Annotated in this window: 13 protein-coding genes and 1 pseudogene; 13 read left to right on the top strand and 1 reads right to left on the bottom strand. The window is 64.8% G+C overall.

Annotation, left to right across the window (positions count from 1 at the left end; genetic code table 11):
• The first annotated feature begins 285 nt into the window (after positions 1–285).
• Entirely contained in the window at positions 286–1,092 is an 807-nt protein-coding gene (locus LK03_RS16100; protein ID WP_038413383.1) for an XRE family transcriptional regulator, read from the top strand.
• 14 nt (positions 1,093–1,106) lie between these two features.
• Here LK03_RS16100 and LK03_RS16095 read toward each other — a convergent pair whose 3' ends face one another.
• Complete coding sequence (locus LK03_RS16095) at positions 1,107–1,421, bottom strand: DUF1654 domain-containing protein (RefSeq protein WP_038413382.1); 315 nt, start codon at positions 1,419–1,421, stop codon at positions 1,107–1,109.
• Between the two features lie 260 nt (positions 1,422–1,681).
• Here LK03_RS16095 and LK03_RS16090 point away from each other — a divergent pair, with 260 nt between their 5' ends.
• The 12 genes and pseudogenes from LK03_RS16090 (at position 1,682) to LK03_RS16040 (ending at position 25,350) form a co-directional block, all read left to right on the top strand.
• Positions 1,682–1,939, top strand: a complete 258-nt coding sequence (locus tag LK03_RS16090; RefSeq protein ID WP_038413381.1) for a hypothetical protein — start codon at positions 1,682–1,684, stop codon at positions 1,937–1,939.
• A 312-nt stretch (positions 1,940–2,251) separates the two neighbouring features.
• Entirely contained in the window at positions 2,252–3,217 is a 966-nt protein-coding gene (locus tag LK03_RS21615; RefSeq protein WP_049870520.1) for a helix-turn-helix domain-containing protein, read from the top strand.
• Positions 3,218–3,263: 46 nt separating this feature from the next.
• A complete protein-coding gene (locus tag LK03_RS16080; RefSeq protein WP_038413380.1) occupies positions 3,264–5,348 on the top strand; it encodes a TonB-dependent receptor in 2,085 nt (694 codons plus the stop codon).
• Positions 5,348–6,637: an MFS transporter gene (locus LK03_RS16075; RefSeq protein ID WP_049870519.1), complete on the top strand. Its 1,290-nt coding sequence runs from the start codon at positions 5,348–5,350 to the stop codon at positions 6,635–6,637. Before LK03_RS16080 ends, LK03_RS16075 begins: the two co-directional genes overlap by 1 nt.
• Positions 6,630–7,013 carry a nuclear transport factor 2 family protein gene (locus LK03_RS16070; RefSeq protein WP_038413379.1) on the top strand — a complete coding sequence of 128 codons (384 nt, stop codon included), beginning with the start codon at positions 6,630–6,632 and terminating at the stop codon, positions 7,011–7,013. The genes LK03_RS16075 and LK03_RS16070 overlap by 8 nt, the downstream gene beginning before the upstream one ends.
• Before the next feature lie 375 nt (positions 7,014–7,388).
• Positions 7,389–8,990: pseudogene (locus LK03_RS22555) on the top strand ((2,3-dihydroxybenzoyl)adenylate synthase); the annotation flags it as partial.
• Between the two features lie 84 nt (positions 8,991–9,074).
• The gene (locus LK03_RS22550) at positions 9,075–10,424 is read left to right on the top strand and encodes a salicylate synthase (RefSeq protein ID WP_240478672.1); all 1,350 of its coding nucleotides are present in this window, start codon (positions 9,075–9,077) and stop codon (positions 10,422–10,424) included.
• A 67-nt stretch (positions 10,425–10,491) separates the two neighbouring features.
• Positions 10,492–20,298: a non-ribosomal peptide synthetase gene (locus LK03_RS16060; RefSeq protein ID WP_049870518.1), complete on the top strand. Its 9,807-nt coding sequence runs from the start codon at positions 10,492–10,494 to the stop codon at positions 20,296–20,298.
• Entirely contained in the window at positions 20,295–21,284 is a 990-nt protein-coding gene (locus LK03_RS16055; protein WP_049870517.1) for an alpha/beta fold hydrolase, read from the top strand. Before LK03_RS16060 ends, LK03_RS16055 begins: the two co-directional genes overlap by 4 nt.
• Before the next feature lie 128 nt (positions 21,285–21,412).
• Positions 21,413–22,561, top strand: a complete 1,149-nt coding sequence (locus LK03_RS16050) for a saccharopine dehydrogenase family protein (RefSeq protein ID WP_049870516.1) — start codon at positions 21,413–21,415, stop codon at positions 22,559–22,561.
• On the top strand, positions 22,558–24,474 hold the full coding sequence (locus tag LK03_RS16045; RefSeq protein WP_049870515.1) for a saccharopine dehydrogenase NADP-binding domain-containing protein: 1,917 nt from the start codon (positions 22,558–22,560) through the stop codon (positions 24,472–24,474). The genes LK03_RS16050 and LK03_RS16045 overlap by 4 nt, the downstream gene beginning before the upstream one ends.
• 33 nt (positions 24,475–24,507) lie before the next feature.
• Positions 24,508–25,350, top strand: a complete 843-nt coding sequence (locus LK03_RS16040; RefSeq protein ID WP_038413377.1) for a class I SAM-dependent methyltransferase — start codon at positions 24,508–24,510, stop codon at positions 25,348–25,350.
• Position 25,351: the final 1 nt, after the last annotated feature.

The following is a 25,351-nucleotide window of genomic DNA, read 5'->3' as shown; positions in this document are numbered from 1 at the left end:
GTGGCGTTGCCAACTCGGAGCGTGGTGGGGACCGGTCGAGGGTTGAGGTTGCGACTCCAGAGTGAAGATGCAACGCGGGGAGATGAGTGATGCATGGTGGGCCTCGGATTCGTGCCCTGCCCCACCGGATGTGAAGCGCAGGCTGGCGGATGAATTCAAGCGCCTGGTGGGAAATGCGGTGACCTCGGCACGGGCGCTGAGGCGGCAGAATAATCACTATTCGTGGTCAATGTAAACACGATAAGTGAAAGCCAGATATCTCGTTTCGTGATGAAATTCGACCCTATGAATGAATCGTTGAGTCAACGCATCAAGCGTCTGCGCAATGCCTGCGGGCTGTCCCAAGCACAGCTGGCCGAGGCCTGTGGCTGGAAATCCCAGTCGCGCGTCGGCAACTACGAGGCAGGCACCCGTGAGCCCACCCTGGCAGACATCTCGGCCATGGCCGCTGCACTGGGCGTCGACCCTTCGCAATTGCTGTTGGACACTCCAGCACCCAGTGCAGCGTCGACGACGCCCCTGAGTGCAGCCGACATGGTCAGGGAAATGCTCGCCAAGAAAGGCACCGCACTTTCCAGCCAGGCCCGCGAGCGGCTGCTGGCGGCCGCAGAAGAACCCGCCACTGGCAATCTGCTTGCCGAGGTCGACTCGGGCACCCGCCTGGTGGGCGATGAAGTCTGGGTCGCCCACTACGACATCCGCGCTGCCATGGGCGGCGGCCAGGTGCCCCACGACTATCCCGAGATGCTGCAGGATGTGCGGGTGAGCCCCAAGCGTCTACGCGAGATGGGCGTGTCGTTCACCGAGCACTACCACCTGAAGCTGGTCACCGGCTGGGGTCAGTCGATGGCGCCGACCATCAAGCATCGCGATCCGTTGCTGGTGGACATGAGCATTCGCGAGTTCGTCGGCGATGGCATCTACCTGTTCTCCCATCACGACATGCTCTACATCAAGCGCCTGCAACGCAAAGGTCGTGACCACTTCAAGATGATTTCCGACAACACCCATCACCCGGTGGAAGACATCCGCGTCGACGACACCTACATTCAGGCGCGCGTGCTGTTGGTGTGGAACGCGCATCTGGTCTAGCGCTCACCCTGCGCTCAAAACGGTGGCGTGGCTGTGGAGTCTTCGTCGCCGTCCCGCTCACCGTCGCCCAGCGCGCCTGCCCCACGCTGCCAGCGCACCGTCACGGTACCATCAGCGTGATGCTGCAATTGCAACTCCGGCGTCTCGTCCAGTTGCCCCAGCACCTCCTGCCAGTCGGCCTGGGCGTCCGAGTCCAGTGGGTGGATCGTCACCCAGCGCTGCATCTGCGCCACCGGATGGTTGATCATCGAGGAAATCCTCAGACTCAGACGCTCAACGCCGGTCATCTCTTCGCGCAGCGTCGGCGTTGAAGTCCATTGCGTAGCCATGCCCCACTCCTTTAACTGTATATCTATCCAGTAATGTGGCGAGCATACCTTACCCCTGCGGAAACGTGAACCTGGTCTGTAAGGAAAATAACTCGGGAATGTAGGCGCAGCCGCTACATGACGGCTGGCCGCGCATCCAGCCTGGACGCAAAGCCAGTACCCCTCTCAATCAGGTCCGTAGTAGCGTCTGCCTTCCAACGAACTTCCAGGCCCGTTGCCTGCAAGCCAGCGGGTCTGGACGATTCCGACCAGGAGGTCAAATGCAACAGGTTCACGAAGTCGATCAAGCCGCGCTGGACTCGGCACTGATAGCGTTCACCCGCTTCAAGATCGGCGAGATCAAACTGTTCGATCTGGAACAGGCCATGAGTTTCGAAGTGGGAGAAGCCCTGTCCAGGAGCGGGCTGGTCAGGTTCTCCATCAGCAAACTGCCTTCAGGTCGCTACCGCATCAGCGACGACGGAGAAACCGCCATCACCGATGCCGGACGCGCTCGCCTGCAGCGGATTCGCGGGTAGTAGCGCAGCGTGTGAAGTGTCCTGGTTCCGATCGACTGCCTGACGTCTAGCGTGTTGTTGGAATGGGCTTGCAAGGAATCGGGACACCTGTGAAAGCAATGGCATTCAACCCGCTTCAATTAACCTGTTCGTCTGTAGACGCAGTCCTTGCCCTGCAGTGAATCGCCCCTGGTGTACTGAACACTCCCCAAACGCTGCTCACCTCACCCCCCGCTTCCGCGCCGCATAACAGAAATGATTTTCATTTGATAACAAGTTGCATTGCGACTTGATTTTTCCTACCGTGGCCTTCTGATATCTACCGAGGTTTCCATGGACCGCCCTGCCTCTGCCCCTGCTCTTCGGATCCAGCCACTGCAAGGCGGTGGCAGCCTGCGCTATGAACAGGTCGAAAGCGCCAATGGTCTGAAGCTGCCGATAGGCCTGATCGAAACCCATGTCGAAGCGCATTGGAGCAGCGAAACCTGCGCCGGTATCTGTGCCGGGTTTCTGGTGGGCAGTGGCATCAGTTTCAGCCTCGGCCAGCATCAAGTGATCGATTGCAGCGGCGCGCGCAGTTTCGTCGTCCACGCGCTACAGCCTTGGCAGGCGCGGCATCAGGTCACCCGTAACAGCCGCGTACAGGCGGTGTTTCTGCAGTTTCCCACGCAATTACTGCACGCGCTTGAGGCAGACATACATCACGCGTCACTGGCCGTGGTGCATGACTGGGTGCCTGATTACCGGCTGATGGCCATGCTGGAACAGATCGTCTCCTGCCCGTTTCAAGGGGTCGCCCGCACGCTGTACATGCAGGGTAAATCCCTTGAGCTTTTGGCCACGGTGATCGACAGCCTGAGCGAAAAGGGCCGCGAACAGCGGCAACACAACGCCCTGCCACGTCCGGAGGTCGAGCGTCTGCAACAGGCTTACGAGCTCTTGCAGAACCATCTGGACAAACCGCCAGGGCTCGAAGAACTGGCCCGTCAGGTGGGCATGTGCAGCAGTCGGCTGACCGCAGGTTTTCGCCGCCAGTTCGGCCAGTCGGTCACCGAATGCCTGCAGGATCTGCGCCTGGCCCAGGCCTACCAAGACCTGCAATCCGGGCGTTTGAGCAGTTCCCAGGCCGCGTACCGCATAGGCTACAGCCCGGCCTATTTCTCGACCCTGTTCAAACGCAAATACGCCTGCTCGCCCCGCGACGTGGCGCGGGCCAAACCGTCGCGGTGCCAACCACTGGCGGATCGCGAAAAACAAACAGCAGATTGCGAAAGATTCTCATTTGAAGCCCCATGCTGAGCCTGCCACCATCGCCGCACTTCAGATCTGAAAGGGGAAAGGCGGCATGGGTGTTCCAATTTCGCGCGGTGCATCGTGGGTATTCGCGGTGCTGCCACTGGTAACGGCACTGGACGCCATCGCCGCGTCCAATGCCACGCAGCAAGACACCGCGCCTCAGGTGGTAGAGCTTGACCCCACGCGCCTGAACGCCAGCCAGCAACTGGGTCGCGAGCAAGCCGAGAAGGCTCAGGCGGCGCCGTCGTCGATTTCGGTGGTATCGCGCAAAGACATCGACGATGCCGGTTTGACGACCCTGACCGACATCGCCGGACGCACGCCGAACCTGGTGCTGACCCATCAAGGCTCGCAACGCTTTTCCATGACTTCAGTGCGCGGCATCGGCAGCACCGTGCGTGAGGACTACTTCAACAGCACCTTGGGCGTGTACCTGGACGGCGTGCCGCTGACCAACGCCGAATACACCCGCCGCCTCGGTGACCTGGAGTCGGTGCACGTGCTGCGCGGCCCCCAAGGCACGCTGTACGGACCCAACACCAACGCCGGGGTGATCGAGCTGACCAGCCGCGAGCCGGGTCACGAGCCCGAGGCCAACCTGCACGGCAGCGTCGGCAACCACGGTCAGCGCGAGGCCAGCGTTGCCGCCAGCGCCCCCTTGGTCGAGGACACAGTCTTCGGCCAGGTGTTCTTCGATCATGCGCAGAACGACGGTTTCACCGACTACGCCGATAACGGTCATGGCATCGACGACCTGGACGCCTGGTCGGGCAGCGGGCGCCTGCGCATCCGTCCGGGCGATGACTGGTCGCTGGACTTGGCAGCCTCCGCCGAGCGAGTCAATCAGGGCGGCTATGCCTACCTGCCGTTCGATGACTACAAAAAGCGCAAGGTTGACATCCAGCCGAAGAACGACGAAGTGCGCGACGCCCATGCCGCCAGCGCCACCCTGAATTACGACCTGGGCTGGGCGCAACTGCGCACCATCAGCGCCTGGCGCGACTACGACATCACCGGGCATCAGGATTTGAGCTACAGCCCGATGGTGGCCCAGACCGGTGGCGGCAAGGCCGACTCCAAGGAGTGGGGTCGGCAGTTTTCCCAGGACGTGCGTCTGCAAGGCGGCGAAAGAGGTCACCTGACCTGGCTGGCCGGTGTGTATTGGGAAAAGAAAGACCTGACCTACGACTACCTGATGGATGTGGCCATGTACGGCGGCCCGTTCACCAGCACCAGCAAGTACCAGACCAAAAGCACCGCGGCCTACGGCGAAACCACCCTGAGCCTGACCGACCAGCTGGACCTGACCCTGGGCGCGCGCGTGTCCCATGACAAGTACAAGATGGAGAACAACAACCCATTCTCCGGCAGCGGCTCGGCGACCATGACCACGCCCAAGCTCGCCCTCGCCTACCACCTGGATGAGGACCGCCAGGTGTATGCCTCCGCCACTCGCGGCGCGCGCTCCGGTGGCTTCGACCGGCTGACCTCCAACGTGCGCGAGTACGACCCTGAATACCTGTGGAGCTACGAAACCGGCTTCAAGTCGCAGTGGCTCGACAACACGCTGATGTTCAACGCTGCCCTGTTCTACATCGACTGGCGCGACCTGCAGATCAAGTCCGTCGCCGGACCTGGCCAGGTGGTCACCGACAATGCCGGTAAAGCCCATAGCCAAGGGCTGGAGCTGGAGTCGCGCTGGGCGCCCACTGAAGGTCTGGAGTTCTCTGGTTTCTTTGCCGCCACCCACGGCAAGTACGACGACCTGACCGACGCCAAGGGTGTCAGCCAGTCCGGCAACCGCCTGGTCTACACCCCCGACATCAGCGCAGGAGTTGCCGCGCAGTACAGCTGGCCGCTGCAGAGCCTGCCGGTACGTGCGCAGGTTCGCGCCGAATACCAGTACACCGGCAAGCAGTATTTCGACATCCAGAACGAGCTCCAACAGAACGCCTACGGCCTGACCAACGTGCGCGCGGGCCTGAGCAAGGACGGTGTGGGCGTCAGCGTGTTCGTCAACAACCTGTTCGACAAGGACTACCGCACCTTCGCCGCCCTGGACAACTGGGGCTTTGACTACACAACCGCTGGCGAGCCGCGAACCGTGGGCGTCGCTGTGGACTGGAAGCTCTGATGAAAGACACGACACAACATTCGCCGCGCCAGCGGACCCGACGCACGTTGATCATGCTCGGTGCGCTGTACGTCTCGCAGGGCTTGCCCATCGGCCTGGGCTTCGTAGCACTGCCGGTCATCCTGCGGGCTCAGGGCGTTTCACTGCAAATGATCGGCATGCTCGGTCTGCTGGTGCTGCCGTGGGCGGTGAAGTTCCTCTGGGCGCCGTGGGTCGACCGCTTCGACGGCGGGCGGCTTGGCCCCCGACGCAGCTGGATCGTGCCCATGCAGGTGGGCCTTGCGGCGATCTTCTTGGTCATCGCGCTGTTGCCGCAAAGCGGCGGCGTCGGGGCCTGGATGCTGGCGCTGCTGTTTCTGGCCAACACGCTCAGTGCAACACAGGACATCGCCACCGATGGCTTGGCCATCGAGCTGCTGCAAGGCCGCGCACTGGGCTGGGCCAACGCCCTGCAGATCGGCGGGTTCTCGGTGGGCATGATGCTCGGCGGCGCCTTGACCGTGACCCTGTACGAACACGGTGGGCAAGCCCTGACCTTCGTCATTCTGGGCGCGCTGGTCTTGTTGTGCACGGCGCCGGTGATCGGCGGCCCGGACGCGCCCCGACAGCCTCGCGCCGTGGGGCCTGAAGGCAGCGGCGCACGACACGCCAGCCTCTGGCGCATGCTCGCAAGGCCGGGTGCCGGTTGGGCGATTCTGGTGGCGGCAACGTTCTTCTTCGCCACCACCATGAAAGGCAGCATGATCGGCCCACTGATGGTCGACGGCGGCCTGTCGATGAGCGAGATCGGCACCATCAACGGTGCGGGCACGCTGTGCATCGCCCTGTTCAGCGCGCCCTTCGGCAGCCTGTTGATCGAGCGTTTCGGCGTACGCCGGGTGGCCTGGATCGCCGGTCTGCTGTCGGCCTGCTCGATCCTGCTGTGGCTGTTGCCCGCCACGGGGCTGAAACTGGACTTCAACCTGGCGCTGGTGGTCGAGCTGATCAACTCGGTGGCCGCAGGCGTCGCCTACGTGGCGTTCTTCACACTGTTCATGCGCTGGGCGTCCACTGAACAGGCCGGCACTGACTTCACCGTGCTGCAATGCACCGAGCAGGTGTTCAACATCGGCGCTGGCATGCTGGCCGGCATGCTGGCCGGTTGGCTGGGTTATGCCAGCCTGTTCATCTGCACCGCAGGGCTGGGCCTGGTGCTGATGATCGTGATCGGCATCGCCCTGCAACGCATGCCGCTGCGCGAGGGCACTCACCCATCCGCCAACACCGCACTGGAGGTACGAAATGCCTGATAAGGACATCATCGAGCAACTGATTCGCTACACCGTCGAGGGCCGATCCGAAGCCGCCTTGCTGGCGTTCTACGCTGAAGACGTGGTTATTCAGGAGAACAACCAGCCACCGCGTATCGGCCGTGCCGCGAGCCTTGCGCGCAACACAGAAGCTGCCGAGTGGACCAGCGCCGTCCATGAAATCAGCGCACCCAGCGTGCTGATCGACGGCAACCTGGTGGTTATCGAATGGCACGCCGAATGGACGCTGAAGAACGGCGAGCGGGTACGGATCGAAGAGCTGGCCCTGCAATCCTGGAAAGGCAATCAGGTGGTGTTCGAACGTTTTTTCTATGACCCGACGCCGCTGTTGAAGGCAGGCTTTGCGATCAACTGAGTGATCTGAAGCCCCGGACTGCAAGGGTCCGGGGCTTGGTTTTGTCTGCTGTCCGTGCCGGATTCGCGTCGCCAGACATGAAATGCGGCACCTGCAAGCGTCGTCGCAAAAGCAAACTCCAGATCAGCTGCAGCGGCAAGCACGCTCCCGCTGTAGCTGCGCAGTTGTTTGGTTATGACCACCAAGCCAATGGTTCTAAAAAATCCGGATCGGGTTACGCAAAACCGGTTTTGGGTATTGGCCTGATATGCGAATCATTATTGTTTGTTTTTGCGTGCCGAACAGCGCAAGGGCCTGTGTATTTGCGCCGTGAATCGGCACCGTCACTCACGCAGCCGGGCCTCGTGCCGGGTGCGGTTCTTCTGGAGAGCAGCGATGACGAACACCGACTTCACTTTCTGGCCCGATGCCCAGTGCGATGAGTTCGAGCGCCGGGGCCACTGGCAGCCCTTCACCTTGGGGCAATGCCTGCGGCAGTGGGCGCAGGCTCGGGGCGAAGCGGTGGCGCTGGTTGAACAGGACACCCGCCTGAGCTACGCGCAGCTCGACCGGCAGGCCGATCACCTGGCGTGGGGGTTCGCCCGCCAAGGCATCCAAAAAGGTGACCGGGTGTTGTTGCAACTGCCCAATGGCATCGCCTTCGTCACCACGCTGTTCGGCCTGCTGCGTCTGGGCGCGCTGCCGATTCTGGCCATGCCTGCGCAACGCCGCAGCGACATCGGTGCGCTGTGCGATCTGGCCGAGCCGGTGGCCTATATCTGTAAAGAGCGCTTCATGGGGTTCGACTACGCAGCCCTGGCACGGGAGGTCGCTGCCGAACGGCCCTGCATCAAGCAGGTGATCCTCGACAGCGATGAGGCCGCTGGACCGACCCTGACCAAGATCGCGCACAGCGGTAGCCAGTGGGCCGGGCAACCGCCGGCGCTGCCCGAGCCGCACCACCGCGATCCGGCATTGCTGTTGCTGTCAGGTGGCACCACCGGCACGCCGAAACTCATTCCGCGGACCCACGCCGACTACGCCTACAACGCTCGCGCCTCGGCCGCACTGTGTGGCCTCGACGAACACAGCGTGTACCTCGCGGCTCTGCCCGTCGCGCATAATTTTCCGCTGGCATGCCCCGGCGTGCTGGGCACATTGTCCAGCGGCGGCACAGCGGTGTTGGCGCACACACCCGGGCCTGATGAGTGCTTTGCGCTGATCGAGCGCGAAGGCGTCACCCTCACCTCGCTGGTGCCACCGCTGGTGCAGGTCTGGCTGGAAGCGCGGGAATGGGACGACGCCGATCTCGGCAGCCTGAAATACCTGCAAGTCGGCGGCGCCCGCTGCGAGTCGTTGCTGGCCAGCAAAGTCACGCCAGGCCTGGGCTGTGGCCTGCAACAGGTGTTTGGCATGGCCGAAGGTCTGCTCTGCTACACCCGGCTGGACGATCCGCTGGAGCAAGTCCTGCACAGTCAGGGTCGGCCGCTGTGCGCCGATGACCAAGTACGGCTGGTGAACGAGGACGGTCTCGACGTCGCGCCTGGTGAAACAGGTGAGCTGCTGACGCGCGGCCCTTACACCCTGCGCGGTTACTACCGTGCTCCGGCGCAAAACGCTCGGTCGTTCACCCCGGACGGTTACTACCGCTCCGGCGATCTGGCGCGCTGGACCGCCGACGGCAACCTGGTGGTCGAAGGGCGCATCAAGGAACAGGTCAACCGTGCGGGCGAAAAGATCGCGACCGAAGAGGTCGAGCAGGCGCTGTGTTTCCACCCCTCTATCGTCAGCGCCGCACTGGTGGGCCTGCCGGACGAGCGCCTCGGTGAGCGCAGTTGTGCGTTTCTGATCACCGACGGTCAACGACCGGACCTTGCGCAGGTGCGGGCATTGCTCATGGCCAGGGGCCTGGCAGGGTTCAAATGCCCGGACCAGATCGAATTCGTTGATCACTGGCCACTCACGCCCATCGGCAAGGTCGACAAGCGCCGCCTGGCCCGCAGCCTGGAACCACGCCCGGTCGAAACCCGCGCGCCACTGGACACCTTCATCGAACAGGCACTGCCACTGACCGCCAACCCCATGGAGCTGGCCAGTGAGTTGCTGCGCCGCCACCTGCAAGATGACGCCACGCTCTACGAGCGCGAGGGTGTCTGGCACGTGGCGCTCGGACGCAAGGCGAGCCTGCTGGCCAGCGGCAACCGCGTCACCCTGCACCACGGCGAGCAAGAGTTGACACTGCACGCGGACGATCCCTGTCAGATGATCGCCCAGGCATTGGGCACCCTCTCGCTGCAAGGCTGGCGCGCCTACGGTGCCGCCCGCTTCGAAATGGCCAGCGTGATTCACGGCGTCGACAACCCCGCCAGCCAAGAGACCCTGCTGGAACTGGTGGTGCCACAACGGGAAGTGCGCTTTTGCGCCAACCAGGCGCTGGTGCGCGCACTCGATCCTCAGACCCTCGCCGCGCTCTGCGAAGAAGTCGCCGCGCTTGACCGCCTGCTGAGTGTGCCGGGCAATCTCCCGGCATTGGCAGGCCGCGCTTTGCTGGTGCCTGCGATCGAAAGCCACGGCGCGGCGCAGTATCAGGCCCAAGTGGCACGCGCCGTGGACGAGATTCACGCCGGGCGTTATGACAAAGTCATCTTGTCACGCAAGGTGCCGGTGCCCGGTGACGTCGATCTGCTGGCGAGCTACCGCCTGGGCCGCAGCCAGAACACGCCGGCGCGCTCCTTCGTGCTCAACCGCAGCACCTTGCAGATCGTCGGCTTCAGCCCGGAAACCGTGGTCGAGGTCAGCGCCACTGGCCAGGTCAGCACCCAACCCCTGGCCGGCACCCGGGCGATGGGCGAGACCTTCGAGCAGACCCTGGACCTGCGCCGCGATCTGCTGCGCGACGTCAAGGAAATCGCTGAACACGCGGTGTCGGTGAAGCTTGCCGTCGAAGAACTGCAGGCCATCTGCGAGGCCAATTCGGTGCAAGTCTGCGAGTTCATGACGGTCAGCGAACGCGGTCCGGTGCAGCACCTGGCGTCGCGGGTCAAGGGCCAGTTGCGCGCCAGCGCCAACGCCTGGCACGCCTTCGCGGCGCTGTTCCCGGCGGTGACCGCATCGGGTATCCCGAAACAACCGGCCATCGAGGCCATACAACGCCTGGAAGACCAGCCGCGCGGCCCTTACAGCGGCAGCATGATGATGGTCGATTGCGACGGCTCGCTGGATGCCGCGCTGGTGCTGCGCTCGCTGTTCCGGCAGAGCGACCAGACCTGGCTGCAAGCCGGGGCCGGCATCGTCGCGCCGTCCACGCCTGCGCGCGAGTTGCAGGAAACCATCGAGAAATTCGCCAGCATTTCCCGTTGTCTGGTGGCCGTCGAGGCGCCTGCCGATGCGCCTGCGCGCAGTGCGCGGACGTTGACCTCGGCGCTGCAGTGATGGGCCCGCACGCTGTTGTATTGATCGCTGCATTCATTGACTTTCGCACCATCGAGGGACCGAGCACGTGAACACCCGACCCACCGCACCCAGTACTCGCCCGCTCAGCAAAGCGGCTCTGACCGAGCAGGTGCAGGCTTTGTTGCCCGAAGCACAGACCGAGATCGCCGAGCACGATAATCTGATCGAACGCGGGCTCGACTCCCTCAGTGTCATGCGTCTGGCCAGCGTCTGGCGCAAGCTCGGCGCAGCGGTCAGCTTTGCCCATTTGATGGAAACCCCGAGCGTGGCCGCCTGGTGGGCGCTGATGGGCCAAGTGCAGGCAGACAGTGCCAGGATCGAGCCTTTGGCGCCGGTGACCGGGTTCGATCCACAGGCACCGTTCGCCCTGACCGATGTGCAGCATGCCTACTGGATCGGGCGTCAGGATCAACAGACCCTGGGCGGCGTCGGCTGCCATGCGTATCTGGAGCTGACCGGCCCCACGCTCGAACCACAGCGCCTGGAGAATGCCTGGCACCGCCTGCGCTGTACCCACGGCATGCTACGCGCGCACTTCGATGAAGACGGCCAGCAACGCATCGCGGCCAAGGCGTCGCGCCTGAAGCTGCCGGTGCACGACCTGCGACAGTTCGACGAACAGGCCACCACGGCGGCGCTCACTCAGGTTCGTGAGCGGTTGTCCCATCGCCGCCTGAACGTCGCGGACGGTCAGGTGATGGGCCTTGAATTGAGCCTGCTGGGCAGCGGACGCAGCTGCCTGCACGTGGACATCGACCTGCTGGTGGCCGATGTGCAAAGCCTGAACATCGTGCTGCGTGACCTGGCGCGCTGCTACGCCACCGATGCCGACTCAGACACGCTCGAGCCAGAGCCGACAAGGTGGCATTTCGGCGAGTATCTCGCGCAGGAACAGCGCCTGCGCAGCCAGGCACGAGCGCAGGCCCAAGCGTATTGGCAGGCCCGCTTGGACAGCCTGCCGGGCGGCCCTGAACTGCCGCTGGCGGTCGCGCCGCAAACGCTCGAGCAGACCCGCTTCACTCGACGCACTCACACGCTGCCGATGCCGGTCTGGCACGCCTTGCGCCAGCGCGCGGCCGAACAGCAGATCACCCCGGCAGTGCTATTGCTCAGCGCCTACGCCGAGGTGTTGGCGCGTTGGAGTTCGCACTCGCGGTTTCTGATCAACATTCCATTGTTCGACCGCCAGATCGAACACCCCGGCATCGATGACGCCATCGCTGACTTCACCAGCCTGGTGCTGCTGGAGTGCGATTGCCGCACGCCGCAAACCTTCAGCCAACGCGCCCGACAATTGCAGAGCCAGCTGCACGCGGACGTGGCCCACGGCAGTTACTCGGGGGTCAGCGTGCTGCGCGATCTGGCCCGAGCACGCCCTGATGAACAGCTCGTCGCGCCGGTGGTATTCGCCTGCAACCTGGGCACTGCGCTGGTGGGCAGCGACTGCGCTGCCCATTTGGGCGAGCTGTCGTACATGATTTCGCAGACGCCGCAGGTCTGGCTGGATCATCAAGTGTATGAAACCGATCAGGGCCTGCTGCTGGCCTGGGACGCGGTTGAGGCGCTGTTCCCCGAGGCCCTGCTGGATGACATGTTCGTCGCCTACACCCACCTGCTGAACGGGCTGGCAAGCGACGCCGATGCCTGGCGAAACGCGGCCGTTGAGCGACTGCCTGAGCGCCAGGCACGGGTGAGGGCGCAGGCCAATGCCAGCGAGCGGCCGCGCCGCGTGCGCACGCTGCATGCCGATGTTTTCGCCTGCGCCCTGCACGCCCCCGAACGCACCGCGCTGATCGACGATGCGGGCGCCCTGAGCTTTGCTGACCTGACTCAACGCGCCCTCGCCGTCGCCGCCTGCCTGATCGAATCAGGCGTACAGCCGCACATGCCGGTCGCCGTCAGCCTGCCGCGCGGGCGTCAGCAGATCATCGCAGTACTTGGCGTGCTGGCCGCAGGCGCCTGCTATGTGCCCATTGGCATCAAACAACCGGCCAGCCGCCGGGCGAAGATCCACCGCACAGCAGGCATTGCCCATGTGCTGTGCAGCGCTGAACACTGCCCCGAACTGCTCGCCGATGATCAGGTGACACTGATTTCAGTGGAGCAAGCGCAGAAGTTCACCCCGCTGGCAACAGCGATGGACGTCGATCCAGCGGGACCTGCCTACGTGATCTTCACTTCAGGCTCGACCGGTGAACCCAAGGGCGTGCAGATCGCGCACCACGCCGCAGCCAACACCATCGATGATCTCAACCGCCGCTACGACATCGATCAGTCGAGCCGTGGCCTGGCCGTCTCGGCACTGGATTTCGACCTGTCGGTGTATGACCTCTTCGGCCTGCTGGGCGCCGGTGGTTCGCTGGTGCTGCTCAATGAGGAGCAGCATCGCGATGCCGCCAGCTGGCTGGGATTGATCCAGCGCTACCAGGTCAACCTGTGGAACTCGGTGCCGGTGCTGCTGGACATGCTGTTGGTGGTCGCGCGGCACGAGCAGGCGCTGTTGCCGCTGCGCAACGTGATGCTGTCGGGCGACTGGATAGGCCTGGATCTCCCGGCTCGCTTGCAGCACTGCACCCAGGGCCAGGCGCGGATGATCGCCATGGGCGGCGCCACCGAGGCGTCGATCTGGTCCAACGTCTTCGACGTGCCCGCCCAGTTGCCTGCCCACTGGACCTCGATCCCGTACGGCAAACCGTTGGCCAACCAGCACTACCGCGTGGTCGACGAGCTGGGCCGCGACTGCCCGGACTGGGTGGCGGGCGAGCTGTGGATTGGTGGTGTCGGGGTGGCCGACGGGTATCGCGGTGCGCCGGAGCTCACCGCCCAGCGCTTCGTCGAGCACGATGGCCAGCGCTGGTACCGCACCGGAGATCGCGGGCGCTACTGGCCGGACGGCAACCTGGAGTTTCTCGGTCGGCTCGACCATCAGGTCAAGGTACGTGGCCACCGCATCGAACTGGGCGAAATTGAAACCGCCCTCGCCGCCTTGCCGGGTGTCGACCATGCCATCGCGGTGACCCTGGGCTCACCACTGACCCTGGCCGCCGCACTGGTGGTGCCTTGCCTGCCGGAGAATGAAACGGCCTGGATTGCTGAGGTCAAACTGCAGTTGTCTGCCCGGCTGCCGGATTACATGGTGCCGTCTTGCCTGAGCCTGTTGAGCGCGCTGCCGTTAAGCGCCAACGGCAAAGTTGACCGCAAGCAAGTGCTGCAAAGCCTCCAGGCGCAAGCCACGCAGGTCACCGTTGACCATGAGCCACCCCAAGGTGAGCGGGAACGGCGGGTCGCCGAGGTCTGGCAGCAGATCCTGCAGCGCAACGACATCAGCCGTCAGCAGAGCTTCTTCGCCTTGGGTGGCGACAGCCTGCTGGCCACGCAAGTCATCACCCAACTCAAACGGCTTGGATGGGGCACGGCGCACGGCCTGCGCGTGCTGTTCGCTCAGCCCAGACTCGCTGATTTCGCTGCGCAGTTGCAGCCGATGCAGGCGGGCGAGTCGGTGGCACCGGTGCTGGCCGAACCGGCCCAGCGCCATGCGCCCTTCCCGCTCACCGAAGTCCAACGCGCTTACTGGATGGGCCAGCGCAGCGGTCTGCCGCTCAACTGCGGCACCCACTACCTGGTGGAGCTGGACGGCCAGGATGTCGATCTATCGCGCATCGAACAGGCCTGGAACCGCTTGCTGCTGCAACACGACATGCTGCGGGCGGTGATTGACGAAGACGGTCAACAGCGAATCCTGCCACACGTACCTGCCGCGTCCATTGAGCAGCAACAGCTCGGTACCGTCGATGCAGAACAACTGGCGGCGCACGTGAACCAGGCCTGGCAACAGGCCTGCTGCCACACCGCGCCAAAGCACGGCCTGCACGCCTTCCTTTACGGCGACCGGCGCTGTCGGCTGGCGATCATCTTCAACTACATGACACTCGACGGGTTCAGCATCAAGCGCGTACTGGAGCAGCTGGCGCGATTGTATGCCGACCCGCAAGCAGTCACAGAAGTGCCGGGTTTGACTTTCCGTGACTACGTCAATCAGGTCCGGCCCTCGGCCAGCGCGATCGAGCGCGCCGAAGCGTACTGGCGCGCCCGCCTGGAGGATCTGCCCGGCGCCGCAGCGCTGCCACTGGCCTGCGACCCGCAGAGCCTGGGCACCGTGCACTTTCACCGGCGCCAGGTGGTACTGCCTGCGGCAGACTGGCAGGCCCTGTGCAATCGGGCGCGGCAGCACGACATCACGCCGTCGGTGCTGTTGCTCACCGCCTATGCGCAGACGCTCAGCCGCTGGAGCGGCGGTACCTCGCACACGCTGAACCTGACCCTGTTCGACCGTCAGGAGGTGCACCCTGACATTCATCAGGTGCTCGGTGACTTCACCTCGCTGGCGCCGGTGGCGTTTCATCCACAAAAGGATGCGGGACTGCTGGCTCATGCCCGGGCTCTGCAACAAGGCATCGTTGACGCACTGGAGCACCGGGAGGTCTCCTCGATCTGGATTCAGCGCGAACGCAGCCGTACCGGCGACCGGGCCAGCGCCGCCCTGCCCATCGTCTTCACCAGCACGCTTGGGCTTGGGGGCGGCCTGTTCGAACGTCCGGCACCCGGTTTCCCGGAGATGGTGGCAGCGGGCATGTCCGAGACACCGCAAGTCTGGCTCGATCATCAGGTATACGAGTACAACGGCGCGCTGGTGCTCACCTGGGACGCGGTCGATGCATTGTTCCCCGCAGGTCTGCTGGACGACATGTTCGGCGCTTATCAGGCGCTGCTGGCGCAACTTCAGCACGCCACCTGGGAACAGCCGTTGCACCTGGCGCTGCCCCAGACTCAGCGCCAGGTGCGTCAGCGGGTCAACGCCAGCGAAGACCCACGCCGCCTGCGCACCCTGCACGCCGACACCTTCGCCCAGGCCATGGCCCACCCGCAGCGCCCGGCGCTGATCGACGAAACCGGCGTGATGACGTTCGGCCGATTGCGACAGGCCGCGCTGGCCGTGGCTGCCTGCCTGGTCGACGCAGGTGTGCAGGCCCACATGCCGGTCGCGGTGAGCCTGCCTCGGGGTCGCCTGCAGGTCATCGCGGTGCTCGGCGTGCTGGCCGCTGGCGCCTGCTATGTGCCCGTTGGCATCAAGCAACCGGCCAGCCGCCGGGCGAAAATCCACCGGACAGCGGACATCGGTCATGTGCTGTGCAGCATCGAGCAGCGCCCCGAGCTGGAAGCGGGCGACGCAGTGGCACTGATGCCAGTCGAGCAGGCGCTGACCTTCAAGCCCTTGCCAGCGCCGGTGGATGTGCCCCACAGCGCTGCCGCCTATGTGATCTTCACCTCAGGCTCGACCGGTGAACCCAAGGGCGTGCAGATCGCGCACCACGCCGCAGCCAATACCATCGATGATCTGAACAGCCGCTACGGCATCGATCGGTCGAGCCGTGGCCTGGCTGTCTCGGCACTGGACTTCGATCTTTCCGTGTATGACCTGTTCGGCCTGCTGGGGGCCGGCGGCTCGCTGGTGCTGCTCAATGAGCAGCAGCAACGCGATGCCGCAAGCTGGCTGGGATTGATCCAGCGCTACCAGGTCAACCTGTGGAACTCGGTGCCGGTGCTGCTGGACATGCTGTTGGTGGTCGCGCGGCACGAGCAGGCGGTGTTGCCGCTGCGCAACGTGATGCTGTCGGGTGACTGGATCGGCCTGGATCTCCCGGCTCGCTTGCAGCACTGCACCCAGGGTCAGGCGCGGATGATCGCCATGGGCGGCGCCACCGAGGCGTCGATCTGGTCCAACGTCTTCGACGTGCCCGCCCAGTTGCCTGCCCACTGGACCTCGATCCCGTATGGCAAACCGTTGAGCAACCAGCACTACCGCGTGGTCGACGAGCTGGGCCGCGACTGCCCGGACTGGGTGGCGGGCGAGCTGTGGATTGGCGGCGTGGGCGTGGCCGACGGTTATCGCGGCGCGCCGGAGCTGACCGCGCAGCGCTTCGTCGAGCACGATGGCCTGCGCTGGTATCGCACTGGCGACCGCGGGCGCTACTGGCCGGACGGAAACCTGGAGTTTCTCGGCCGCCTCGATCATCAGGTCAAGGTGCGTGGCCACCGCATCGAACTGGGCGAAATCGAGACCGCCCTCAGTGCATTGCCCGGGGTCGATCACGCCATTGCCGTGACCACCGGCTCACCGGCATCCCTGGCCGCGGCGCTGGTGGTCGAGCGCCGGCCAGTCGACGAACGCGCCTACCTTCGGCAACTTAACCAGCAATTGAGCGCAGCGCTGCCCGATTACATGGTGCCCAGCGCCCTGGTGCTGCTCGATGAACTACCGCTAAGCGCCAACGGCAAGGTGGATCGCAAGCGGGTGCTGGCCAGCCTCGCGCAGCGGGCGCAACCTGCGAGCGATGCCTACGAGGCGCCGCAGGACGCCCGTGAGCGACAGGTCGCGGCAGTCTGGGAAGAGGTCTTGCAACAACCTCGCGTGGGTCGCCGTGACAGTTTCTTCGCCCTCGGTGGCGACAGTCTCTCGGGCACTCAGGTCATCGCCCGCCTCAAGCAATCGGGACTTGGCAGCGAGCAAGGCTTGCGCCAGTTGTTCGCCAACCCGCAACTGCCTGACTTCGCTGCACGGCTAGGCACCCAAACGCTGAGCGACACGCCCCGCCGGCTCACGGCCAACATCGAGGCGCGCCATGCGCCGTTCCCGCTCACCGAGGTGCAACGGGCGTACTGGATGGGTCAACACGGCGACCTGCCGTTGAGCTGTGGCAGCCATTATCTGCTGGAGCTGGACGGTGAGCAGGTCGATCTGCCGCGCCTCGAACAGGCGTGGAATCACCTGGTGCAACGTCACGACATGCTGCGCGTGGTGTTCGACGCCAACCGCACGCAACGGGTGCTGGCCCAGGTGCCGCCAGTGCGCATCGACATCGACAGCCAGGCCGCCCCGGATCTTGCCCAGGCCCGCGCTCGCCTGCATCAGGCCTGGCACGGTCAGCCGGTCAAGCTGGGGCACTGGCCACTGTTCGCCCTGCGCGCCGTGCCCTATGGCCAGGCACGCTGGCGGTTGGGCATTTTCCTCAACTACATGGCGCTGGACGGCTACAGCATCAAGCTGCTGCTCAATGAACTGGCCACGCTGTTCGCTCGGCCGGGCCAGGCGCTGCCCGACATCGGCATCGGCTTTCGGGACTACGTCGAGCAGGTACGTCCCGACCCCGTGGCCCTACGCCGGGCGCAAGCCTGGTGGCGAGCGAAACTCGAGCACTTGCCCGCCGCTGCCGCCCTGCCTCTGGCCTGTGATCCGCAGACACTCACCGACGTGCAGTTCACCCGCCGTTCGGGGCGGCTCGATCAGACCACCTGGCAACAGCTGCGCAGCCTGGCCCGCCAACACGCGGTCACACCGAGCGTACTGGTACTGGTGGCCTACGCCCAGGTCTTGAGCCAATGGAGCGGTGGCACTGCCCACACCCTGAACATGACTTTGTTCGACCGCCAGGATGTGCATCCGGACATCCATCGTGTGCTGGGCGACTTCACCTCGCTGGCGCCGGTGGCCTATGACCCGCACAACGGTGCCAGCCTGTTGCAGCAGGCCCAGGCCATGCAGCAGGAGATCGCCGACGCGCTGGACCACCGCGAAGTGTCCTCGATCTGGGTGCAGCGCGAGCGTGCCCGGCGTCTGGGATCGAGCGGCGCCGCACTGCCGGTGGTGTTCACCAGCACCCTGGGGATCTCCGACAGCCTGTTCGATCAAGCACTGCCAGACGGTTTCCCGGACCTGGCCGACGGTGGCCTGTCGCAGACGCCGCAAGTCTGGCTCGATCATCAAATGTACGAACACCATGGCGAGCTGCTGTTTTCCTGGGACGTGGTCGAAGCGCTGTTCCCCGAGGGGCTGATCGACAGCCTGTTTGCCGCATTCGTGGCGCGGCTGGAGGGGTTGGTAGAACAGGATTGGAGCGCACCGACCTCACTGGTCCTGCCGCCCCGTCACCTCGACGCGCGGCTAAAAGCCAACGCCACTGAACGCCCGCGCCGCTTGCGCGGCCTGCATACCGATATCTTCGCCCGCGCCCTGCACGCCCCCGAACGCACCGCGCTGATCGATGATGCAGGCACCCTGAGCTTTGCTGACCTGACTCAACGCGCCCTCGCCGTCGCCGCCTGCCTGATCGAATCAGGCGTACAGCCGCACATGCCGGTCGCCGTCAGCCTACCTCGCGGGCGTCAGCAGATCATCGCCGTGCTCGGCGTGCTGGCCGCAGGCGCCTGCTATGTGCCCATTGGCATCAAACAACCGGCCAGCCGCCGGGCGAAGATCCACCGCACAGCGGGCATTGCCCATGTGCTGTGCAGCGCTGAACACTGGCCCGAACTGCTCGCCGATGATCAGGTGAGATTGATTGCGGTGGAGCAGGCGCAGGAGTTCACCCCGCTGGCACAAGCGCTGGACGTGGATCCAGCGGCGCCTGCCTACGTGATCTTCACTTCAGGCTCGACCGGTGAACCCAAGGGCGTGCAGATCGCGCACCACGCCGCAGCCAATACCATCGATGATCTGAACAGCCGCTACGGCATCGATCAGTCGAGCCGTGGCCTGGCCGTCTCGGCACTGGATTTCGACCTGTCGGTGTATGACCTCTTCGGCCTGCTGGGCGCCGGTGGTTCGCTGGTGCTCATCAGCGACGAACAGCAACGCGATGCCGCCAGCTGGCTGACGTTGATCCAGGTCCATCAGGTCAACCTGTGGAACTCGGTGCCGGTGCTGCTGGACATGCTGCTAGTGGTCGCGCGGCACGAGCAGGCGGTCTTGCCGCTGCGCAACGTGATGCTGTCGGGCGACTGGATCGGCCTGGATCTACCGGCTCGCTTGCAGCACTGCACCCAGGGTCAGGCGCGGATGATCGCCATGGGCGGCGCCACCGAGGCGTCGATCTGGTCCAACGTCTTCGACGTGCCCGCCCAGTTGCCTGCCCACTGGACCTCGATCCCGTACGGCAAACCGTTGGCCAACCAGCACTACCGCGTGGTCGACGAGCTGGGCCGCGACTGCCCGGACTGGGTGGCGGGCGAGCTGTGGATTGGCGGCGTGGGCGTGGCCGACGGTTATCGCGGTGCGCCGGAGCTGACCGCCCAGCGCTTCGTCGAGCACGATGGCCAGCGCTGGTACCGCACCGGGGATCGCGGGCGCTACTGGCGGGACGGCAACCTGGAGTTTCTCGGTCGGCTCGACCATCAGGTCAAGGTGCGCGGCCACCGCATCGAACTGGGCGAAATCGAAACTGCCCTGGCCGCCCTGCCGGGTGTCGACCACGCGATTGCCGTGACCACTGGCTCGCCGGCAACGCTGGCAGCGGCGCTGGTCATGGCCGTTGTGCCAACCGATCCGGCGCCGTGCATCGGCGCCTTCAAGCAGCGGCTGGGCGAAGTGCTGCCGGACTACATGGTCCCCGCACACCTGCTGTTACTGGCGCAACTGCCGCTCAGTGCCAACGGCAAGGTCGACCGTGCCACGGTGCTCGCGCAGCTCGCTGATGTGCACCCGCAAGGCAGCGGTCATCAAGCGCCACTGGCAGGCCTGGAAAGCGAAATCGCTGCAGTGTGGCGCGCGGTACTGCAGCGCTCGGCCGTGTCACGCCATGAGGATTTCTTCGCCATGGGCGGCGACAGCCTCAGTGCCACGCGCATCGTCACCCTGCTGCAGGAGCGTCTTGGCGCCCAAGCGGTGACGTTGCGCACACTCTACGCCCAGGCACACACAGTGGCCGCGCTGGCCGCTCATATCCAAGCCTGCGGGCGATCCCATCCATTGCGTCCTGCGCACGTTGAACAGGCGCTTTACGAAGAGGGCATCCTGTGAACACTGCCACCCCATCCGTTCCGGCCGACGACAGCATCGCCGCGATACTCGCCAACGCCCGCAGCCTGGGCGTGGACCTGTGGAATCAAAACGGTCAATTGCGCTTTCGTGCGCCGCAAGGCGCGCTGACCGATGCGTTGCGCGAGCAGCTCAAACGCAACCGGCAGCAGGTGCTGGCGTGCCTGGCAGGCACCGCGCCTGGGCCTGCGGACACGCCCCAGGGCGGCATCGCGGCGGACTGGTTCAAGACCTGGCAGCCACGCCCACACGCCACGCAGCGGGTGATCTGTCTGCCCCATGCCGGGGGTGCGGCCAGTTTCTTTCGCCACTGGGGTGCGGCCTTGCCCGCCCATGTCGAGCTGATCGCGGTGCAATACCCGGGCCGTGAAGAACGCATCGACGCCCCTCTGATCAGTGACCTGACGCTGCTGGTGGCGGCCATTGCCGATGCCCTGCAGCGGACGCCTCACCTGTTGCAGCAACCGTACCTGTTGTTCGGCCACAGCATGGGTTCGGCGCTGGCGTATGAACTGCATCGCGCCTTGCAACAGCGCGGCTTGCCGCTGGCGCGGCACCTGTTGCTGTCTGCCTGCGAAGCGCCCAGCCGGCGCAAGGCCGAGGCGTTTCACCTGGCGAGCGACCAGCGCTTGATGGACGAAATGTTGCGCCTGGGCGGCACGCAAAACGCCATGGCGCACTCGCCGGAACTGATGGAACTGGTGCTACCAGCGACCCGCAGCGATTACCAGGCCATCGAGACGTACGTGCCGGACCCGCAACGCTCGCCCGTGTCCGTACCGATCACCGCCTTGACCGGCGACCAGTTCCACGAGCTGGACCTGGACGATGCGCTGGCGTGGGCCGATGAAACCACGGCGGGGTTCGTTCATCGCGGCTTTCCCGGCGGGCATTTCTACCTCATGCAACAGCAGGACGGCGTGCTGGACGTGGTCAGGGCGGCACTGGAACAACTGCCACGGGGCTGAAAAGCTCCGGATCCGGGGGGGCCACTCCCGGATCGGGTGGTCGGCGCTGGCTGGCGATTCCATAGTCGGATTTCTTGAGAACGATTCCCATTGAATCGAGCACTCTCCCCTCTTGTCGGGATAGCAGCATGCACAATCAAACAAACAACCGCCCCATCATCGTCATGGGCGGCAACGGGCGGGTCGGACGCGAAGTCGTAAGGTACCTGCTGCGGCACACCTACCACGAAATCATCATTGCCTCGCGCAGCGCGCACTCGGCATCCGTTACGACACCGAACGAGCCGCGCCTGGCCAACCTGGTGCTGGACGCCAACGATCATCAGGCGATGAGGCAGGCGTTTGCCGAGGCGGCCTTGGTGATCGCCTGCATCGGACCTTCCGGGGTGCTCGGTGAACGGGTCGCGCGCGCCTGTATCGAGATGGACACGCCCTTGATTGACGCCGGGGGCTACGACCCGTTGCTCAAGGCCCTGGAAGCACGCCAGCGCCAGGAGCCGGTCAATGTGCCGTTGATCATCAGCGTCGGCCTGATGCCCGGCCTGACCGGGCTGTTTCCCAAGTACGTGATCGATTCCACGGCCCACGGACGTACTCCGCTGCGCCTTGATACCTGCTGCATTGGCCGCGATGCCTGGACCTACAACTCGGCGTGGGACATCGTCCACAGCCTCGGCGACTTTGGCCAGGACCGTGGTTTTCCGATCATCCGTCACGGCGCACATCAGTCGGTGGGCTTTTTCAGGGCCATGCGCAAGGTGAACTTTCCCGGGCAGATTGGCCGCGTCAGCACAATGCTGATGCCCAGCGAAGAACTGGCGCGCCTGGCCGGGCGGCTGAAGATCCCCGAGGCCCGCGCCTACGGCAGCAACGTCGGTCCGCGGGCGGCGCTGGCGTGTCTGCGGGCCAAACTGTTCGGCCAATTCCGCACCCCCGAGCAGATCCACCGTGCCGCACAACGTCTGGCCAGAGCATCGGCACGGGACTTGCGCAATCTGCAGCCGGTGTATGGCTTACGGGTCGATGTGACCTATGCCGATGAACAGCGCGAAAGCGCCACCTTGGTGATCGCCGACACCTACCAGGCCACTGGCGTTGCAATCGCCATCACCGCGCGCTGCCTGCTGGAAGGTGATCCGCTGGCCAACGGCGTACAGCTGCTGCACGAGGCCATCGACAGTCGCCGCTTCATGCAGCTGTTCAGGGCCGAAGGCTTGCTCGCTATCGACGGCCTCACGGCGCAGCCCCACCCCGAATGGCAAGGAGGTTTGTCATGAACGCGTTGGACAACGGCGTACCGCCCTCCAGGAACGTCATCGTGATCGGCGGCACCGGCGAAACCGGACGCCGCATTCTGCGCGCATTGCACAGGCGCTGCCCGCACGTACGCCTGAGCTGCGCGTCACGCCGCCCGGAGCGCGGCGCCCCCCTGCCCGCCGGAGTCTCACGGGTGGGGCTGGACATCGATGACAGCCAGAGCGCCGTGGCGGTGCTTCGCCAGTTCGACCTGGCGATCATCGCGCTGGGGCCGATGGATGCCTATGGGGCGCGTCCCCACGCCCTGTGCCTGCAAGCGGGCATCGATTGCGTGGACGTCAACGACAGCCTGAGCGCCGCCGACGCCATTCAGGCTCTGAACCCCAGCGCACGTGCGCTGGGTCGCCGAGTGCTGACCGGCATGGGACTGACGCCCGGGCTGTCCGGCATCCTGTTGATGAAACTGGTCCGCGAACAGGCGTCCGCCAGCGGCACCTACCGCAGCCGGTTCTATGCGGGCGCAGCCTACGGCGGAGGCGAAGCCAGCCCCTACGTGCTGCTGGACAGTTTCAAGCCAACGCTGACGGCCTTCATCGACGGCAAACGCCAGACCCAGCCTGCGCCCTGGGGCGATGCCCACAGTCGGTTCACCTTCCCTGGCCACGCCGCGCCTGCGCCCCTGATCGCCTACTCGGCACCGGAAATCGCGACCCTGGGCGAGCGTGACACCAGCCAAGCGACCCATACGATCAACACCCTGGATTACCGTTACAGCATTCAATTCCTCTCGCCACGCAGCGCCCGGTTGATGGGCCGCTTGAGCCGCTGGAAAGGCTTGCGCGAACGGCTGGCGAAGATGTTCTACAGCAGCGGCCAGTCGATGAAAAAGCGCAAGAAAGCCGACCCCGACTGCTGCCTGTGGGTCTACCCCGACAATCGCCCGGAGGACGGATGGGTGGTGCATGGCTGCATCTCCTCCTACGACTTCACCGCCCTCACCGCCTGCGCGGCAGTGCAGTGGTTATTGGCCGAATCGGGCGAGATCGGCGCCGGCGTCTACAGCATGGAACAACTGCCCGCCAGCGCTCATCAGGCGATGGAAACGATTCTGCGCCAGCACGGCATCAGCGCACGCCGGGCCAATGAACTCGACACCGCCAAGGACCCGTTGCAGTTCGGCTGGTGCCAGGTGGTCAGCGGCAGCAGCCATGAGTTGGCGCATTTCGGCCAGTGCTGGTACGACGCCGCGATGCATCCGCGCATGCCCGCTTTGCAGACCACTTACCTCACCGATTCGGCCGTGTGGGCACGCCTGCGTGAGAAAAAACCCGGGCTGGCCCTGGGCGGTTTCGTGGCCAGCTTTGTGTGGCGCTGGCGGGACCATCACCGGCGCCTTGCCAGCTTTCGCAGCCGTCACCCGACCTACGCCGCCGAATGGGCGAAGATCACCCGCGATATGAGCATGTTCACCGCAGGTTACAGCCGCGTACGCGACCTGCTGGGCCAGCAGCAGGCCTATGCCTTGTATCGGGAGATGTTCCTGGCCACGGGTAAGATGGAAATGCGCTGGCTGTGGCCGGTACCTGAAGTCATCGCCGCCACGGACGATCCGTCGGATACGGTGCGCCGCTACTGGCAGGCCTTCATGGCACGCTATCAGACCTTGGGGTTGCTCGAGGGCCAGCGCACCGAGGACGGCTATCGCATCGACCACTGCACCTTCGCCGAAATGTTCACGCTTCTGGGCTGCCCTGAGCTGAGCACCCTGATGCGGGAAATGGAACATGAAGCGCTGTCGTATATGGCGCGCCTGACACCGCTGGAAATCGACTGGCAATCGGCTGCCGACGGCTGTGCCATCGTCAGCTTGACCGCCCCCGCCGCCGCAGCGTTGCCCGGCCTCACCACTACCCCGCTGGCCGCCTCGCTATGAGGCTGGATCTGGCTTGTCAACAAGGAACCCACCATGAACGCTGCGGTTGACCTCGAACGCCTCTCACCGGGCTTGCAAGGCGTGCCGGAAACCATGCTGCTGACCATCTGGACTCGCTCGGCCTATTCCGACGGCCCGCACAGCCTGCTCAACGACCCGCTGCTGATGGCGCTGATGCAGCGCATCGACTACGACTTTCGCGGGCGTTTCGGCCCGCCGACCCCTGTGCATGCCGTGCGCTCGCGCTACGCCGATGAACGCATCCATGCCTTTCTTGCGCGGGAACCTGAAGGGTCGGTGGTGGTGTTGGGCGAAGGCCTGGAGACCCAGTTCTGGCGCGTCGCTCATCCCCGGGTGCAGTGGTATTCGGTTGATCTTGCCGAGTCGATCGGCATTCGTCAGCGTCTGCTCCCCGCTCACGAACGCAACCACCTGATCGCCTGCTCGGCACTGGACGATCAGTGGCTCGACCAGGTCGCGCAACAGATCAGGGGCCCGGTGTTCATCAGCGCGGCGGGGTTGCTGATGTACTTCACCGAAGCGCAGGTGCTGGCATTGTTGGAAAAGATCACTCGTCGTTTCGGACGCGGCGAAGCGTTCTTCGACACCATTCCGCCATGGTTCTCGCGCAAGACGCTCAGAGGCTGGAAGCTGTCAACCGGCTACACCGCGCCGCCCATGCCGTTTGGCATGCCGCTGGGCCGGGTGCCGTCATTCGTGAAGCAGGTGCCAGGGCTGCGGCTGTTGTCCTGCCCGACCTTTGCCCAGCCCTACCCGCGCTATATGCGCCTGTTCGCCCTGCTGTCGCATATCGGCTACCTGCGCAGGCGCTTTGCGCCGGGGTTGATTCACTGCGCGTTCGACAGCGGCAACTGAG

It is taken from the genome of Pseudomonas cremoricolorata, assembly GCF_000759535.1.
GTDB classification, from domain to species: domain Bacteria; phylum Pseudomonadota; class Gammaproteobacteria; order Pseudomonadales; family Pseudomonadaceae; genus Aquipseudomonas; species Aquipseudomonas cremoricolorata_A.
This window is presented reverse-complemented; position numbering and strand designations above follow the sequence as displayed.

Bases quoted from the DNA above. Each gene is read 5' to 3' on its own strand.
- LK03_RS22550 (WP_240478672.1), top strand. From the start codon at position 9,075: ATGGAGCTGGCCAGTGAGTTGCTGCGCCGCCACCTGCAAGATGACGCC.
- LK03_RS16040 (WP_038413377.1), top strand. From the start codon at position 24,508: ATGAACGCTGCGGTTGACCTCGAACGCCTCTCACCGGGCTTGCAAGGC.
- LK03_RS16100 (WP_038413383.1), top strand. From the start codon at position 286: ATGAATGAATCGTTGAGTCAACGCATCAAGCGTCTGCGCAATGCCTGC.
- LK03_RS16080 (WP_038413380.1), top strand. From the start codon at position 3,264: ATGGGTGTTCCAATTTCGCGCGGTGCATCGTGGGTATTCGCGGTGCTG.
- LK03_RS21615 (WP_049870520.1), top strand. From the start codon at position 2,252: ATGGACCGCCCTGCCTCTGCCCCTGCTCTTCGGATCCAGCCACTGCAA.
- LK03_RS16075 (WP_049870519.1), top strand. From the start codon at position 5,348: ATGAAAGACACGACACAACATTCGCCGCGCCAGCGGACCCGACGCACG.
- LK03_RS16095 (WP_038413382.1), bottom strand. From the start codon at position 1,421: ATGGCTACGCAATGGACTTCAACGCCGACGCTGCGCGAAGAGATGACC.
- LK03_RS16045 (WP_049870515.1), top strand. From the start codon at position 22,558: ATGAACGCGTTGGACAACGGCGTACCGCCCTCCAGGAACGTCATCGTG.
- LK03_RS16090 (WP_038413381.1), top strand. From the start codon at position 1,682: ATGCAACAGGTTCACGAAGTCGATCAAGCCGCGCTGGACTCGGCACTG.
- LK03_RS16050 (WP_049870516.1), top strand. From the start codon at position 21,413: ATGCACAATCAAACAAACAACCGCCCCATCATCGTCATGGGCGGCAAC.
- LK03_RS16070 (WP_038413379.1), top strand. From the start codon at position 6,630: ATGCCTGATAAGGACATCATCGAGCAACTGATTCGCTACACCGTCGAG.